15 protein-coding genes and 1 tRNA gene are annotated in these 16,311 nt (G+C 64.2%); 3 read left to right on the forward strand and 13 right to left on the reverse strand.

Annotated elements, in window-relative coordinates; translation table 11 throughout:
- Nucleotides 1–11 precede the first annotated feature (11 nt).
- The 9 genes from K289_RS0105650 to K289_RS0105690 all read right to left on the reverse strand — a co-directional run bounded on the left by K289_RS0105650 (nucleotide 12) and on the right by K289_RS0105690 (nucleotide 8,749).
- Nucleotides 12–3,203 (reverse strand): efflux RND transporter permease subunit, encoded by a 3,192-nt coding sequence (locus tag K289_RS0105650; RefSeq protein WP_027550600.1) that lies wholly within the window; start codon nucleotides 3,201–3,203, stop codon nucleotides 12–14.
- Nucleotides 3,200–4,648 (reverse strand): efflux RND transporter periplasmic adaptor subunit, encoded by a 1,449-nt coding sequence (locus K289_RS0105655; protein ID WP_027550601.1) that lies wholly within the window; start codon nucleotides 4,646–4,648, stop codon nucleotides 3,200–3,202. The genes K289_RS0105650 and K289_RS0105655 overlap by 4 nt, the downstream gene beginning before the upstream one ends.
- Nucleotides 4,645–5,043 (reverse strand): FixH family protein, encoded by a 399-nt coding sequence (locus K289_RS0105660; protein ID WP_027550602.1) that lies wholly within the window; start codon nucleotides 5,041–5,043, stop codon nucleotides 4,645–4,647. The genes K289_RS0105655 and K289_RS0105660 overlap by 4 nt, the downstream gene beginning before the upstream one ends.
- Nucleotides 5,044–5,166: 123 nt before the next feature.
- The gene (locus tag K289_RS0105665) at nucleotides 5,167–5,586 is read right to left on the reverse strand and encodes a hypothetical protein (RefSeq protein ID WP_027550603.1); all 420 of its coding nucleotides are present in this window, start codon (nucleotides 5,584–5,586) and stop codon (nucleotides 5,167–5,169) included.
- Nucleotides 5,587–5,726: 140 nt separating this feature from the next.
- On the reverse strand, nucleotides 5,727–5,954 hold the full coding sequence (locus K289_RS0105670; RefSeq protein WP_027550604.1) for a hypothetical protein: 228 nt from the start codon (nucleotides 5,952–5,954) through the stop codon (nucleotides 5,727–5,729).
- A gap of 147 nt (nucleotides 5,955–6,101) precedes the next feature.
- Entirely contained in the window at nucleotides 6,102–6,362 is a 261-nt protein-coding gene (locus K289_RS43920) for a hypothetical protein (protein WP_245283848.1), read from the reverse strand.
- Nucleotides 6,363–6,404: 42 nt separating this feature from the next.
- Entirely contained in the window at nucleotides 6,405–7,019 is a 615-nt protein-coding gene (locus tag K289_RS0105680; protein ID WP_027550605.1) for a class I SAM-dependent methyltransferase, read from the reverse strand.
- Nucleotides 7,020–7,086: 67 nt separating this feature from the next.
- Nucleotides 7,087–8,337, reverse strand: coding sequence for a peptidase T (gene pepT, locus K289_RS0105685; RefSeq protein WP_027550606.1), 1,251 nt, complete (start codon nucleotides 8,335–8,337; stop codon nucleotides 7,087–7,089).
- A 112-nt stretch (nucleotides 8,338–8,449) separates the two neighbouring features.
- Nucleotides 8,450–8,749 carry an HU family DNA-binding protein gene (locus tag K289_RS0105690; RefSeq protein ID WP_027550607.1) on the reverse strand — a complete coding sequence of 100 codons (300 nt, stop codon included), beginning with the start codon at nucleotides 8,747–8,749 and terminating at the stop codon, nucleotides 8,450–8,452.
- A 240-nt stretch (nucleotides 8,750–8,989) separates the two neighbouring features.
- On the opposite strand from K289_RS0105690, the gene K289_RS0105695 reads away from it, so the two are divergent.
- A tRNA-Asp gene (locus tag K289_RS0105695) sits at nucleotides 8,990–9,066 on the forward strand.
- A 289-nt stretch (nucleotides 9,067–9,355) separates the two neighbouring features.
- Here the strand turns inward: K289_RS0105695 and K289_RS43925 are convergent.
- The 4 genes from K289_RS43925 to K289_RS0105720 form a co-directional block, all read right to left on the reverse strand.
- Nucleotides 9,356–9,586, reverse strand: coding sequence for a hypothetical protein (locus K289_RS43925; RefSeq protein ID WP_035683958.1), 231 nt, complete (start codon nucleotides 9,584–9,586; stop codon nucleotides 9,356–9,358).
- 687 nt (nucleotides 9,587–10,273) lie between these two features.
- Nucleotides 10,274–10,477: a hypothetical protein gene (locus K289_RS0105710; RefSeq protein ID WP_027550608.1), complete on the reverse strand. Its 204-nt coding sequence runs from the start codon at nucleotides 10,475–10,477 to the stop codon at nucleotides 10,274–10,276.
- Between the two features lie 142 nt (nucleotides 10,478–10,619).
- Nucleotides 10,620–11,915, reverse strand: coding sequence for an MFS transporter (locus tag K289_RS0105715; RefSeq protein WP_027550609.1), 1,296 nt, complete (start codon nucleotides 11,913–11,915; stop codon nucleotides 10,620–10,622).
- A 60-nt stretch (nucleotides 11,916–11,975) separates the two neighbouring features.
- Entirely contained in the window at nucleotides 11,976–13,166 is a 1,191-nt protein-coding gene (locus K289_RS0105720) for an aromatic ring-hydroxylating dioxygenase subunit alpha (RefSeq protein WP_027550610.1), read from the reverse strand.
- A 181-nt stretch (nucleotides 13,167–13,347) separates the two neighbouring features.
- Between K289_RS0105720 and K289_RS0105725 the strand changes: the two genes are divergently transcribed.
- Both K289_RS0105725 and K289_RS0105730 read left to right on the forward strand, forming a co-directional pair.
- Entirely contained in the window at nucleotides 13,348–13,863 is a 516-nt protein-coding gene (locus K289_RS0105725; protein ID WP_027550611.1) for a MarR family winged helix-turn-helix transcriptional regulator, read from the forward strand.
- A 174-nt stretch (nucleotides 13,864–14,037) separates the two neighbouring features.
- Entirely contained in the window at nucleotides 14,038–16,299 is a 2,262-nt protein-coding gene (locus K289_RS0105730; protein ID WP_027550612.1) for a TonB-dependent siderophore receptor, read from the forward strand.
- Nucleotides 16,300–16,311 lie beyond the last annotated feature (12 nt).

Here is a 16,311-nt window from a genome sequence, read left to right on the forward strand (position 1 = left end):
CGCCATTCCGCTCATTGGGCTGCTTCCAGCGCGTCGGAGTGTTGTTCCGGGCTTTCATTGTTGGGCGACGGCATGACATTGGCGCCGGAGTCGGACGGCAGCCCAACGCCCTTCACCAGCCCGAAAATCGCGGGGATCACGATCAGCGTCAGCAGGGTCGACGAGAGCATGCCGCCGATCATGGGCACTGCAATGCGCTGCATGATCTCCGACCCCGTGCCGTTGCTCCACATGATCGGGAGCAGGCCGGCCATGATCGCGACCACCGTCATCATCTTCGGGCGGACGCGCTCGACGGCGCCTTCCATGATGGCCGCATAAAGATCCTTGCGGGTCAGGGCGCGGCCGCCGAGGGCGCAGCGTGCTTTGGTCTCGGCAAGCGCCTGGTTGAGGTAGATCAGCATCACCACGCCGGTTTCGGCCGCGACGCCGGCAAGCGCAATGAAGCCGACCGCGACCGCCACCGAGAGGTTGAAGCCGAGCCACCACATCAGCCAGAGCCCGCCGACGAGGGCGAACGGCAACGACAGCATCACGATCATTGTCTCGGTGATCGAGCGGAAGTTGAGGTAGAGCAGCAGGAAGATGATCAGCAGCGTTACCGGCACCACGATCTTCAAGCGCGCAGCGGCGCGTTCCAGATATTCGTACTGCCCGCTCCAGACCACGTAATAACCCGGCGGGAACTGGACGCTGGCCTGCACCGCACGCTGCGCCTCAGTGACGTAGCCGCCGAGGTCACGGTCGCGGATGTCGACATAGATGTAGCTCGCCAATTGCCCGTTCTCGGTCCGGATCGAGGTCGGCCCGCGCGTCGGCGTGACGCTGGCGACCTCGCCGAGGGGCACGGCGCCGCCGGCCGGCATCGGCACCAGGATGTCGCTGGCGATCGCCTTTGGATTGTCGCGCAGGTCGCGCGGATAGCGCATGTTGACGGTGAAGCGCTGCCGGCCTTCGACGGTCGTCGTCACCGTCTGGCCGCCCAGCGCGGTCGCGATCGTGTCCTGAACGTCCTGCACCATGATGCCGTAGCGCGACAGCGCCTCACGGTCCGGCGTGATCTCGAGATAGTAGCCGCCGAGGCTTCGCTCGGCATAGGCCGAGGAGGTCCCGGGGACCGCCTTGAGCACTTGCTCGATCTGCCGGGCAAGCTTGTCGATCCCGGCGAGATCGGTGCCGATGACCTTGACGCCGATCGGGGTGCGGATGCCGGTCGAGAGCATGTCGATGCGCGCCTTGATCGGCATGGTCCAGGCGTTGGAGACGCCGGGGAATTGCAGCGCCTTGTCCATCTCCGCTATCAGGCTGTCGACCGTCACGCCCGGGCGCCACTCTGCCTTCGGCTTGAGGTTGACGATGGTCTCGAACATTTCCGACGGCGCGGGATCGGTCGCGGTGGCCGCGCGGCCGGCCTTGCCATAGACCGAGGCCACTTCGGGAAACGAGCGGATGATCCGGTCCTGCGTCTGCATCAGCTCGGCCGCCTTGGTCACGGAAATGCCGGGCAGCGTGGTGGGCATGTAGAGCAGGGTGCCTTCGTCGAGGTTCGGCATGAACTCGGTGCCGAGCTGACGCGCCGGCCAGACCGACACGGCGAGCACGCCGAGCGCGAGCAGGATCACGACGATCCTCGCCCGCAGCACGGCCGCGATGATCGGCCGATAGATCCAGATCAGGAAGCGATTGATCGGATTCTTGTGCTCCGGAATGATCTTGCCGCGGACGAAGATCACCATCAGCGCCGGTACCAGCGTCACTGACAGAAGCGCCGCCGCCGCCATCGCAAACGTCTTGGTGAAGGCGAGCGGGCTGAACAGCCGGCCTTCCTGCGATTCCAGCGTGAAGATCGGCATGAACGACACGGTGATGATCAGCAGGCTGAAGAACAGCGCGGGGCCGACCTCGGCGGCGGCATCGATCAGGATCGCCACCCGCGATCGGTCGGGCTCGGCGCGCTCGAGGTGCTTGTGCGCGTTCTCGATCATGACGATCGCGGCGTCGATCATGGCGCCGATCGCAATCGCGATGCCGCCGAGACTCATGATGTTGGAGCCGATCCCGAGCAGCTTCATCGCTCCGAAGGCCATCAGCACGCCGACGGGAAGCATCAGGATGGCGACGAGCGCGCTGCGGACGTGCAGCAGGAAGACGATGCAGACCAGCGCCACCACGATACTTTCCTCGACCAGCGTGTGCCTGAGCGTGTCGATGGCTGCATAGATGAGGTTCGAGCGGTCGTAGACCGGGACGATCTCGACCGACTTCGGCAGGCTGGTCGCGATCTCCTTGAACCGCTTCTTGACGTTCTCGATCACGTCGAGCGCGTTCATACCGAAGCGCTGGAGCACGATGCCGCTTGCGACCTCGCCCTCGCCGTTCAGCTCGGCGATGCCGCGCCGCTCGTCCGGTCCGAGCTCGACGCGGGCGACGTCGCGCAGCTTGACCGGCGTTCCGTTGTCGGTCTTCAGCACGACATTGCCGAGATCGTTGATGCTCTTGAGATAACCCTTGCCGCGGATGACATATTCGAACTCGGAGAGTTCGACGGTGCGGCCGCCGACGTCGGCATTGCTGGCGCGGATGGCGTCGCGCATCTTCTGCATGGTGATGCCGAGATCGCGCATGCGCTGCGGATCGAGGATGACATTGTACTGCTTGACGAAGCCGCCGACGCTCGCGACCTCCGCTACGCCTTCCGCCTTGGCGAGGGCGAATTTCAGGTTCCAGTCCTGGATCGTCCTTGTGTCGGCGAGGTTCAACTCCCGGGACATTACGGCGTATTGGTAGACCCAGCCGACGCCGGTCGCGTCCGGGCCGATCGTCGGTGTTACGCCTGCGGGCAGCCTTGCCGCCGCACTGTTGAGAAACTCGAGCACGCGCGAGCGGGCCCAGTAGATGTCGGTGCCGTCCTCGAAGATGACGTAGACGAAGGAGACGCCGAAGAAGGAGAAACCGCGCACCACCTTGGACCTCGGCACCGTCAGCATTGCGGTGGTGAGGGGATAGGTGACCTGGTCCTCGATCACCTGCGGCGCCTGGCCGGCAAACTCGGTATAGACGATGACCTGGGTGTCGGAGAGGTCGGGAATGGCGTCCAGCGGCAGATGGATCAGCGCATAGAAACCGGCAGCGGCGGCAAAGCCGGTGCCGAACAGCACCAGCAGCAGGTTGCGGGCCGACCAGGCGATGACGCGCGCGATCATGGCTTGACTCCGATGGCCTTCTCGCCGGTGGGATTGTCGGCTTGCATCGGCCCTGCCTCATTGAACCCCTTGAGCGCGGCCTTCAAATTGCTCTCGGCGTCGATGAGGAAGTTGGCCGAGGTGACGATGGCATCGCCCTCGGCAAGCCCATCGCGGATCTCTACGTAGCCGTCGCCCCGTCGTCCGAGCTTGACCTCGCGCGGCTCGAAGCGGCCTTGTCCCTTGTCGATGAGGACAGCCTGCCGGCTGCCCGTGTCGAGCACAGCGCTCTCGGCGACCGCGAGGACCGGCGCCGGATTGCCGGTATCGATCTCGGCATCGACATACATGTCCGGAAGCAGCGCGAGGTCGGCATTCTCCAGCTCGATCCGCACCCGTGCCGTGCGCGTCTCCTTGTTGACCTGCGGATAGATCACGCTGATCCGCCCCTTGAAGCTCCGGCCGGGATGGCTGCGCGCCCGCACCGTTACGGGCTGGCCGACGGCAACGTTGCCGAGGTCTCGCTCGGCGACATCGACGATCGCCCAGACCAGCGAGATGTCGGCGATACGAAACAGCACGTCGCCGGGCTGGGCACGCATTCCCTCGATCGCGTTGCGCTGGAGCACGATGCCGTCGCGGGGCGACGACCATTGAATGGTGATGGGGACCGCGCGGCTCTTCTCCATCTCGGCGATGGCTGGCTCCGGGACATCGAGATTGACCAGCCGTTGCCGGGAGCCTCGGCCATAGGGTTCGATGCCTGCCGTGGCTTTCGAGGTGATCGTCGCAAGATATTCGGCCGCGGCGGACGACACCGCGGAGCTGTAGATGTCCATCAGCGGCTGGCCCTTCGCCACGCGGCTGCCGGTCGTTACATCGGCGACCTTCTGCACATAGCTCTCGGCGCGCATGGCGACGACCGAGACCCGCCGCTCATCGAGCTGGATTGTGCCGGGGACGCGAACCAGCGTCCTGATCTGGCGCCGCTCGGCAGGTTCGGATTTGACGCCGCTACGCTGGATCCGGCCGGGTGACAGCTTGACCGAGCCGTCGTCGCTGTCCTCGCCCTCATAGACGGGAATGTAGTCCATCCCCATCGAATCCTTCTTCGGCACCGCCGAGGTGTCGGGCAGGCCCATCGGGTTGCGGTAATACTTGATCTTGCGATCGCCCTGCGTCGTTGCCGCGTTCTTGGCCGCGTTCATTGTTGCAGGCTGCTCCGGCGCATCGACAGCCGCCGGCACGGCGACATAGTCGCGGCCGTCCTCGGTTTTCTTCGGTGTCGGCGAATAAAGCGGTTTGCCGTCGGGGTCCTGATAATAGAGCGGGGCGCTGGCGTCGGCCGCGCCGGCAGCGGACAGCAGGCGGCCGTTATCCGGCGGCAAGGCGCTGCCGGCGAACAGCCCGGCACCTGCCGCAGCGAGGATCGCAGCGGCAGCGCCGATGAGGCGGCTGCGGCTCATTGCTCGGCCGTGACGACGAGCTTGTTGTCGACCGTCCCGGTTTCGCCTTGCACCTTGGCGCCAAGCGAAAGCTGCCAGCGACCGGCCATGCCGAAGGTCGCCTTGAAGCGGTAGGTGCCGGGCTCGGTCCCCGGCATGGGCGTGACCTTGGTGGCCATCTCCTGCATGCCGTCCGGAGCCATGTCGAGCCGGCTGGCGAAGACCACCGCGTCGGGCACGGCCTTGCCGCTGGTCTTGTCGACCAGTCGCACCGTCACGATGCGATCGGCTCCGGCCTTGACGGTCGGCTGAATGAGCTGGAACTCGTAGTTCTTGATTTCGGCATGCGCGGCACCCGTAAGGGCAGCGCCGATCAGCACGGCCATGGCGGCGCGTGCGACGTTGAACGTTGTCATGATTTCAATTCCTCGATGGGTCTGATGGAGCCGTCAGGGCCGCAGGCGACAAGCCGCAAGGCGGCAGGCCGCGATGCGCGCACCGGGTTCGGCACGCGGGATCATCAGGCGCGTGAGCGCCGATCAGACCAGGGTTCGAGGCGGATGGTCGGGGGGCTTTGTGCCGAGACCGTCGACAGGAAGATCATTGCGCAGCACGCGCGCGCTGTGCTGAGCCTGACGCTCGATCAGGGCAGCAGCTCCGGACGGCGCGGGGACGGAGAGGTTCAGCATGCAGAGCGCCACGAACGGACAAGATCCGCCATCGCCGCCCTTGGTCTGTCCCGGACAGCACGGCATGTCCGCCATCGCCTGCGTGTCATCCGACGAAGCCTGCGCGTCGTCCGCCATCGCTTGCATGTCGTCTGACATCGCCTGCATGTCGTGGTGATGAGCGGCGCCGGACACAGGCGCGGCAAACGCAGGGGCGGCCAGCGGCGCGAGCAGAAGCCCGAGCGCGACCAGCAGCATGACCACAGCGTTGGCGAACCGTTTCAGCAGCATGCCTCATTGTCGCACGCCGTGACGGAACCTGCAAACCGTGCCCGCATCACGATTTGGCCAGAGACAAGCAGAGGCGCCTTCTGCTCGCCGGGCATATAATTCGTGTTAAGCAAATTCGGAAGTTTTGGAAGAGCGTGCGATCAGGCACTGGGCTCGGGCCGTTGCGACAACAGCGCATCGGCTGCCGCGTCTTGAAGGAGCCAGTCTTCCGTGGCTTCGATCGTGACCGCGACGCGACGACTCGCCTCCATCGCCAGCTCGAGCCATTTGATGGCTTCATCGATCCACTGGTCGTGGTGTGCGGGATCAGCGATGGCCTTTTCCCGAAATGCATCTGCCTGCTTCAGGCAGGCGGTTCTGCGGTCCACGCGGCTCTCCCGAGTTTCCCGCCCCGCTTGCATCTTTGATGCATCGCGTAGTGGACGTCGTTAACATAGGACAGGTGACGCGGCGCAAAAACGAGAGGCCCCAGCTCCGGCGCGAACCGGGGCTGGGGCCTGCTTGCGGTCGGCGTGTCAGCAGTTTTTCTGGAAACGCGCCCGCCAGCGCGGCGCCTTGACCGGCGGTAGCAAGTAGCTTTTGCCCTCGGCCGAGATCGTCAGCGACTGCTCGGAGCCCAGAAGATCTAAGACGCGATTTTCCAGGGCGCCCCATTTGTCTTCGTCAAGCTCGGGACGGCCGAGGTCCGGCTGGTTGAACATCGTGGTGTTCGGGGGGAAGGACTCGGGACCGGCATAGGTGAAGCCGGCACGTTGGCCGCTGCTATGGGCGGACAAGCGGACATCGGGCGCGCACGCCCCTAGAGATGAGTACAGTGCCTAGCGTGGGAGCGCCCGGCCTTCGTACATGAACGTCATCGGCTTTGGTCCCGGCATATAGCCGACATCGAGATCCTCGACGGCGAAGCCGTTGCCGCGGATCAGGTCTGCGATGGCGCGGTTGAGATGGCAGCCGCCCGCGATCACCTTCCAGGGCGGGGTCAAACGATCCTGCCACCATTGCACGCTCGCCTCAGGCGCACGGCCATGCTCGACGAACAGGAGCTGTCCGCCCGGCTTCAGGATGCGTCGTGCCTCCGAGAGTGCGCGACTGACATCGGGGATGCTGCACATGGTCCACGTCGTCACGACGGTGTCCACGCTCGCATTTTCCAGCGGAATGGCTTCCGCGGAGCCCTCGATCAGCTCCAGCCGGCTTGCATGCTGCCGACCGGCGTCGCGGGCGATCTCCAGCAGCTTTGGCGATGGATCAATGCCAATGATCTGTGTCACGCCCGGCCCGTAGAAGCCGAGATTGAGCCCCGGACCAATCCCGAGCTCGAGCACGCGGCCCGTCGCAGCGGATGCGACTCGGGTGCGATATGGCACGAGATAGGGCTGTCGCATCGCGAGCTGCGTCAGCCAAGGCAGGATCCTGTCCTGATAGAAGCTCATGCGAGTCCTCGGACATCTTATCTGTCGCGCGGGACCGTGCCGGTCCCGCGTCTTGCTGCGGTGAACGCTACGCCCGCTCTTCCCAGATCATGGCGAGATGCACGATGGTCTGTACCGCCTTCTCCATGTCCTGCCGGCTCACCCATTCCAGGCGCGAGTGGAAGGCGTGCTCGCCGGCAAAGATGTTGGGGCAGGGCAAGCCCATGAAGGACAGCCGCGAGCCGTCGGTGCCGCCGCGGATCGCTGTGCGCATAGGACGCAGGCCCGCGCGGCGGATCGCCTCGATGGCGTATTCGAGGATGTGCGGGTGACGGTCGATCACCTGCTTCATGTTGCGGTACTGCTCCCTGACCTCGAACCGGTAGGTCGAGCGCGGGTATTCCTTCATCACGTCCTTCACGATGCCCTCGAGCAGGGTCTCCTTCTCCTTCAGGCCCTCTTCGGTGAAGTCGCGCACGATGAAGGCGAGCGTCGCCTGCTCGAGCGCGCCGGTGATGCCGATCGGATGCAGGAAACCCTGTTTGCCTGACGTCGTCTCGGGCGAGCAGCCTTCCTTCGGCAGCCGCTCGACGATGGCGGCGGCGATCTTGATCGCATGCTCCATCTTGCCCTTGGCGTAGCCGGGATGGGCGCTGACGCCGTTGATGGTGATGGTGGCGCCGTCGGCCGAGAAGGTCTCGTCCTCGACGCTGCCGGCGCTCTCGCCGTCCATGGTGTAGCCGAAATCGGCGCCAAGCTTCTTCAGGTCGACATTGTCGACGCCGCGGCCGATCTCCTCGTCGGGCGTGAACAGGATCTTGATGGTGCCGTGCTTCACGTCGGGATTGTTGATGAAGAAATGCGCGGCATCCACGATCTCGGCGACGCCGGCCTTGTTGTCGGCGCCAAGCAGCGTGGTGCCGTCGGTGGTGATGATGTCGTTTCCGATCTGGTTCTTCAGCGCCGGGTGCTCGGCAAAGCGGATCACCTGGGTGGGATCGCCCGGGAGCGTGATGTCGCCGCCGCGATAGTTCTTCACGACCTGCGGCTTGACGTTCTTGCCGGTGACGTCGGGCGAGGTGTCCATGTGCGAGCAGAAGCAGATCACCGGCACCTTCTTGTCGGTATTGGCCGGGATCGTCGCATAGACGTAGCCGTAGTCGTCGAGATGGGCGTCCGCGACGCCCATGGCCTTGAGCTCGGTGACGAGCACGCGGCCAAGATCCTTCTGCTTCTCGGTCGAGGGCGAGTTGGGAGATTCGGGATCGGATTGGGTGTCGATGGTGACGTAGCGCAGGAAGCGCTCGGTCACGGTGTGCGTGAAGGTGAGGGAGGACATTTCTGTTCAAACCGCCGGGTCAGGTGAGCAGGCGATATACCAGAAAAGCGTCATTCAGGGGGCCGCATCGAAGCGGGCACGACGCAGGATCAGGCTTAACGAACCGTAGCGCTCAGATCGCTTCTTTCAGTTCCTTGACCGGCCGGAATGCGACCTTCTTGCTGGCCTTGATGTGGATCGGCTCGCCGGTGGCGGGATTGCGGCCGGTGCGGGCGGCGCGCTTGCGGACCTGGAGGATGCCAAGGCCGACGATGCGGACCCGGTCGCCCTTCTTCAGGTGCCTGGTGATCAGGTCGACCATGTCGGTGAGAATCGCCTCGGCATGCTTTTTCGAGAGGTCCTGGCCTTCCGCGATGCTGGCTGCGAGGTGCTTGAGCGTGATGGTGGCTGGAGCGGCTGCCTTCTTCGCCATGTCTGGCCTCCTCGTGTCTTGCCGGAGTCCTGAGGGGGGATGGCCTCGAAATCCGCGCAAGTTCCGGAACGCGTAGACGATTCGGGACTGGACTGACTACGCCGCTGGCGCGGCCGTTAAGCATGGTCAGCATGCGCCGCTCGTAGAAACGCGGGCGTTGCGGCTGTGGATGCAACGTCCTTGACTTCACCAAGTCCCGCCTTTAAGTCCCCCCTCGTTCCGCGGACATCTGCGCGTCACGCGGGAGTAGCTCAGTTGGTTAGAGCGCCGGCCTGTCACGCCGGAGGTCGCGGGTTCGAGCCCCGTCTCTCGCGCCATTTTTGGCGGAATATCAAGCCCTTAGACATACCACGATTTGGAACCTTCGACCACAAGTCCAAGGGATGCCGGCGACCTTGCACCTCTGTGCCGGTCTCGTTCGCCGCCGGTTTTGACCATTTGCCTCCGGATAGCTCCAGCGAAGCGTAAAAAGTGGTCTCCAAATCCGTGAATCGGAGCCTTTTTGACCGACGCCCACGCAGTTTGGCGCCTGTATCAAAGACGCCGTTGAGAAGGGTCGGGCTCAAGAGCGGAACAAACGTGAGGCTATCGATCGCCAGAGGCGGCCTACTCTTCTTCTTTGGGGTGGGACTCTGGGGTCTTGCGGCCTGGGAAGGCGACGGGAGCTGGTGGCATTTTTGCTATCGCTTGCTCTAGCTCGGTAGCGATAGCCCTGTAGCGCACGAGCAACCTTGTGAATACGTCCCGCTTAATTTGGCTCTTTGCAGCCTTCTGAAGGCGCTCGCATTCGGCGATTTGGACGCGGAGCAGTTCTAGGTGGGCCTTCATGTCCTTCATGACTTCTTGCGCTCCTGCGCCGCCTTGGCCTCGAACAGCGCGATAATGGCGGCAACCACGGCGATGCCGATCCCTGCCATTATCAGTACCATTTCGCTCATGGTTGCATTCTAGCGCAGGAATTACCGGGAGGTTCCTAAAGTTCAAACTGAGGGAAGAGCGAGGGGCCCGGCTCCGGTGCACGAAGAAACGGCCCCGACACAACCCTAAATGCCGGGGCCGTTCGAGGTCCCTTGGCGCGAGCACCAAGGGCCAACAGCCTAGACCAAAGCCGGCGTCGGATATGTCCACTTTTGGACATACGGCGTGGGTTTCCCGATTACGCCTAGCCCCCGCCGGCAGCGGATCGCTAATTCCTGCGGTTCGTGAACCGAGCGTTGCCGAGGCCGGTCCCGATTACACCCCAACATTCTACGTCCTGCAGTACCCGCCATTAGTTCGGCAAATGCCGAGCTGCACCTCGCCACCACCCTGTTTGTGTCGCGCGGTCATCATCCAGTGTCGCGCCCAAACGAGGAGCGACAGCGTGGCGGCGATCGCGGCGGCGGCCGGCCGCGGGAGCAGGTCCGTTACACCAGGGCTCTCTTGTCGAAGGACTTCAGACTGGTGAGACCGCAAGCTGAGCCGGAAAGCAAAAGGCCGCCCTGGGGCGGCCGTTTTGTCTCAAACCGGACCTTTCTCGTGCCGTCAGCGAATCTCCGACGAGCCCGAGCTGGTGACCACCACCGGTTTGCCCGCCTTGATCACATGGGTCGACTGAGCGGTCTGGCTGTAATCGGCATCGGTGCGGGCTGCGATCCCGAAGGCGGCCACCGCGATGCCAGCCACGAGCGCCACCACCACGATCTTCAGGTGGGTCGAACGGTCAGCAGAATGAATTGAGTGGTTCATCAGAGCCTCCCGACGGGCTTTACCGCCGTCTGTTGGCTCTTGTCATAAGGACGATCTGTTTCCGGATGGTTTCACCGGTTTCGCAAAATGGTTTCATCTGGCCGCCGGGTCGGTTTCGCCCCGGCGGCCGCTGGAACCGGCCTTAAGCCGCCGCGCGGGCGATATCGGCCCGGATCGGGCGGGCAGCCCAGACGAACAGGAGGGCGCCGACGGTGGTCGTGATCGCAGCCGAGAGCAGGGAATAGCGCACGGCGTCAGCGCCGTAGCCACCCTTCAGCGCATCATTGACCATCCCGACCGCGAGCGGGCCGACGCCCTGGCCGAAGCAGGTCGCGGTGAGCGCGATGAGGGCGGAGGCCAGCGCCCGCATGCTCGGCTTTGCCACGGTCTGCGCGATCGCGAAGATCGGTCCGAGATGGAAGCCGACCAGGAACGAGGTCAGCGCCAGCATCGCCACCATCACCGTGAAATCCTGCGTCAGCATGCACAGCGCGAACACGGGACCAGCGAGGCCCGATGTAATCGCGGGCGCCCACAGCTTCCAGCGATCGTCGAGGCGGCTCACCTGCGCCACCACGAAGCCGCCGAGCAGGGTGCCGGCCATGCCGGCGAGTCCCTTGAAGGTGCCGGCATAGGTGCCGATCTCGGCGCTCGACAGATGGTGCACGCGCGCAAGGAACGGCGGGATCCAGGCCGCGGTCGCGTAATTGGTGTAGGTGGTGAGGCAGAAGCCGATCAGCACGATGACGAAGCTCCGCTGCGAGGCAAGGAAGCGCAGCGTCGGCCCGAGCGGCTCGGGCACAAAACTCTCCTGCATCGCGCCGCGCTTCGGCTCGGAGATCGTCAGCCAGAGGACCGTGGCGAGCAGGATGCCGGGCAGGCCCGCGACGTAGAAGGCCATCCGCCAGCCATAGTGCTGGTTGACGTAGCCGCCGACGAAATAGCCGAGGAAGACGCCGAGATAGGTGCCGATGGCGTAGACGCCGAGCGCGCGCGGCCGCTCGTTCTTGGCAAAGAGATCGGCAACGATGGACTGCGAGGCCGGCGAGCCCGCGGATTCGCCGATGCCGACGCCGATTCGCGCCAGCGCCAGCGAGGTCACGCTCGAGGCCGCGCCGCACAGCGCCGTCATCGCGCTCCAGAACGCAAACGCGATGGCGACGATGTTGCGGCGGTTGAGCCGGTCGGCCATGCGCGCGATGGGGATTCCGAGCAGGGAATAGAACAGCGCGAAGCCGAAACCTGCGAGCAGGCCCATCATGGTGTCGCTGAGTTGAAACTCCTTCTTGATCGGCTCGATCAGGACATTGAAGATCGTGCGGTCGAGAAAATTCAGCGCATAGATGATGGTGAGCAGCCCCAGCACGTAATAGCGCCGTGCCGAGGGCTTTGCCGCGGCGGCCGTTTGCACCGACACTTGTGACGTCACATCGACCATCGCTTCCCCCAATTTGTCTTTGTTATTGTAATTGGTCCAGCTCGTGTTGGGGCTGGCTGATCAGCCTTCGCGGATGTAATTCCCCGCTTCGAACTCGACCGGCGGCGCGCTCGCGTCAAAGCAGACGCCGATGGGATCGCGGCCGGCCGCAAGGGCCTCGAGCTGGTCGCTCAGCATGCGCCGGATCATCAGGATGCCGCGGTCGCTCTGGCCAAAATGCTCCTCGGAGTGAACGGTCACCGGGCCCTGGCCGACCTGGGCCTCATAGTCGCCCGGGAATTGCTGGTGCTCGGCCTCGCTCATGTCCCACCAGAACTTGCCGTTGAATTTCGAGCGCATGCGGCCGATGTCGCCGGGGTTCTTGACGCGGCCGGCGACGTAGATGCGGAAGGAGGTGTCGTCGATCGGCAGGACCCAGCCGATCGACTCGACGCGGGCGAACTGCGCGACGCGCGGATTCGGCACCACGCGCAAGGTGGGCAGCGCGGCCTCGCTGACGCGGTAAAACACCTTGCCGTCGTCCTGCTTGCGTTCCGAACGGACGAGGACACCGCGCGGCGATTTCTCGAACTTCACCTCGGGGATCGAGGCCATCATGTTGGTGAATTGCGGACCGCTGAACGAGCCGTGCAGCACCGGCACGTGGTAGGGATCGACAACGTTCTCGAAATGCTGCAGCCAGTTGCAGGGGATGATCGCTGGCCCGCCGCCGCCGATCGAGGAATCATCGGCTTCGACGAGCTGGCCGTCGTCCATGTTTTCAAGGCACTCGTAGGCCGGCAGCACCGGGCGTTTCTCGGCCGGGCCCATATAGGCGAAGATCAGCCCGTAGCGCTCCTCGACCGGGTACCAGGGTTGGCGCACCTTGTCCTTGAACTGGCCGCCGTCGGGCTCGCAGGGCTGCTCGAGGCAGTGGCCTTCGGTGTCGAACTTCCAGCCGTGATAGCAGCAGCGGATGCCGTCTTCCTCGACCTTGCCGTAATAGAGCGTGGTGCCGCGGTGGCAGCAGCGCGCGTGCAACAGGCCGGCGCGGCCGTGCCTGTCGCGGAACAGGACCAGGTCCTCGCCCAGCGCGCGCACCTTCTTCGGCGTGTCGGTGGCGTCGCCGACAAGGCCCACCGGGTGCCAGTAGCGGCGGAGCAGCTCGCCCATCGGCGTGTCCCTTGCGACCGACGTCAGCTCGGCGCGCGTGTGCGCCGGCTTCATCGCATAGCCAGTGCCGAGATCGCGATCCCGCTGGGTGATGGTCATGCTGATCCTCCCGTCCGGCCTTCGCGGCCGGGTCATCTTTGATGTGTTGACCAAGTCAACGGCAGATCGATGACAATGTCAACGATACTCAAAACGCCTCTTAGTTGCATTTCGATTGCGCCGAGGCCGGACTTGGTCGCTCAGGCTTGGCAGGAACCGGCTTTCTTGGCAGAGGAGGGCCATGAGCCAGACACCGAGCAGGGGCGGGTCGACATCGCCCGAACCGGACGAAAGCGAGCTGCCGGCGCCGATCACCGTGATGCTGTCCTCGCGGCTAATGGTGCTCGCCAACCTGCTCAAGCGCGGCGCCATCCTGCGCTACAAGCGCCTCACCGGATTGTCGTCTGTCGAGTTCGGTCTCGTCGCCTCGCTCGGTCGCGGACCGGCGATGAGCGTGGTGCGGCTCGCCGAAGCCGTCGGCCAGGACAAGGGACAGATCAGCCGCGCGCTCGCTGGCCTGATGTCGCGTAAGCTGATCGCGAAGGCGCCGAATCCAAAGGACAGCCGCGAGGTGCTGGTCTCGCTGACCAAGGCCGGGCTCGCGGCGCATGATGCGATCGTCGCCGGCGCGCAGGAGCGCAATCGGCGCCTGTTGGAACATCTGAGCGAAGACGAGCTCCAGACGCTGCTGCGGCAGGTCGATGATCTCACGGCGATCGCAGCGGAGATGCTCGAGGCCGAGAAAGTTCAGCGCTGAACGTTACAGCAATCATTGGAAATGTTGGATCGGTTCTAAGACTCGCTCTAAGAGCCTTTCAATTAGCGCCATCGCGCTCACTCACATAAAGCGTCGCCACAACGCATGCCGTCATGGGACTGACGGCATGCGAATGAAATACGCATTTGGGGTGGCGCGTTGAACAGTCTACGTTTGCTGCGGTCGGCCGTTTTGGCGACCGCGTCCGTTTGGGTTTTGGTGCCACAAGCATCCTTCGCACAATCTTCCGCGCAGACCGGCGCGCAGAACTTGCCGGCGGTGAATGTTGCGGCGCCGGAAGCGCGCCGCCGCGCGGCGTCGACCGCTCCGCGCCGCGCGCAGCGTACCGTGCAGACTGTCAGCAACCGGAAGCCGCAGCCGCAGCCGCAGCGCAACGTTGGCGTCGTCGAGACGGCGCGCGGTCCCGTCCACGGCTACGTCGCTGGCCGCAGCTCGTCAGGCACCAAGACCGACACGCCGATCATGGAGACACCGCAGTCGGTGTCGGTGATCGGCGCCGAGCAGATCCGCGACCAGAAAGCGAACAAGCTCGACGAGGTCCTGCGCTACACCGCCGGCGTGCGCGCCGGAACCTTTGGCGCGGATACGCGCAACGACTGGTGGCTGATCCGCGGCTTCAAGTCTGACGATGTCGGACTGTTCCTCGACGGCATGCAGCTGTTCTACACGTCCTATGCGAGCTGGAAGCTGCAGACCCCCGACATGGAGCGGGTGGAAGTGCTGCGCGGTCCGTCGGCCGTGCTGTATGGCGGATCGAGCCCGAGCGGCATCGTCAATGTCATCAGCAAGCTGCCGCCGGCCGAGCCGATCCGCTATGTCGAGACCGGCGTCAATAATTTCGGCAATGCCTATGTCGGCTTCGATTTCGGTGGGCCGGTCGCGACGAGCTCCGGGAACGGCAAGCTGTTCTACCGCATGGTCGGTCAGGTCCAGAACGGCGCCACGCAGGTCAATTTCACGCCGGACAACAACTACTTCATCGCGCCGTCGGTGACCTGGAAGCCGGATGCCGACACGACCTTCACGGTGCTGGCGTCGGCCTCGAAGCAGGACACCCGCGGCATCAACTTCCTGCCTTATCAGGGCACGGTGACCAGCGCTCCGTTCGGTCGCATACCGACCAGCCTGTTCGTCGGCGATCCCGGCGTCGACAAGTTCACGCGCGAGCAGGAGATGCTCGGCTATCAGTTCGAGCGCAATCTCACCGGCGACCTCACGTTCCGGCAGAATGCGCGCTTTGCGCACGTCGACATCACGTATCGCGGCTATGTCGGAAACGGCTACACCAACCCCACGATCGGCGACCTCTTCCGTTACAATTGGTATGCGAAGAACACGGCCAATCAGGCCGATCTCGACAATCAGCTGGAGTATCGCTTCGACACCGGGCCGGTAAGGCACACCATGCTGTTCGGCGTCGACCTCAAGGGCTACCAGATCGACGACTACCAGGCTTTCAACTTCTTCGGAGTGCCTTCGATCAACGCCCTGAATCCGGTCTACGGCGTCGGCGACATTCCAATCACCGGGGATCCGTTCCGGAACTTCCTGATCACGCAGAAGCAGGCCGGCACCTATCTTCAGGACCAGATGAAGCTGGGGAATTTCACGCTGGTGCTCAGCGGCCGCAATGATTGGGTCGAGACGACGCAGGCCGCCCGCGACACGGGCGCCACGATCAGCAGTCAGAACGACAGCAGTTTCAGCGGGCGCGCCGGTCTGATCTACAATTTTGACAACGGCATCGCGCCTTACATCTCCTATGCGACGAGCTTTAATCCGATCATCGGCCTCAACGCGTCGAACCAGCTGTTCGTGCCGGAGACCGGCAAGCAGGCCGAGATCGGTCTGAAGGTCGCGCCAAAGGGATTCGACGGCTATTTCACGGTCTCGGCCTTCGATCTGGTCCGTCAAAATGTGCCGACGACGGTGCCGGGCAGTACCCCGGTCCTGCAAAACCAGACCGGCGAGGTGACCTCGCGGGGCATCGAGCTTGAAGCCGTGGCCAATGTCACGCGTGAGCTCAAGCTGATCGGCGCCTTCACGTCCTATCATCTCTTCACCAGCAAGGACCTCGATCCGACCCTTGTCGGCAGGACGCCGACCAACACACCGCAGATGCTGGCGTCGGGCTGGGCGGACTACACGTTCAAGGACGGACCGCTTGCGGGTTTCGGCTTCGGCGGCGGCGTGCGCTATGTCGGTTCGTCCTGGGCCGACGCCGCCAACACGCTCGAGGTTCCCGCGGTCGTGCTCGGCGATCTCGCGGTTCACTACGAATGGCAGAACTGGCGCACCGCGCTCAACGTGATCAACCTGACCGACAAGATCTACGTCGCGAGCTGCGCGTCGGCCACGTCCTGCTTCTACGGCGACCGCCGGCGCGTCACCGCCAGCGTCTCGTACACATGGTAACGGCGGGCGAGG

This window comes from Bradyrhizobium sp. Cp5.3, from assembly GCF_000426265.1.
Lineage (GTDB): Bacteria > Pseudomonadota > Alphaproteobacteria > Rhizobiales > Xanthobacteraceae > Bradyrhizobium > Bradyrhizobium neotropicale.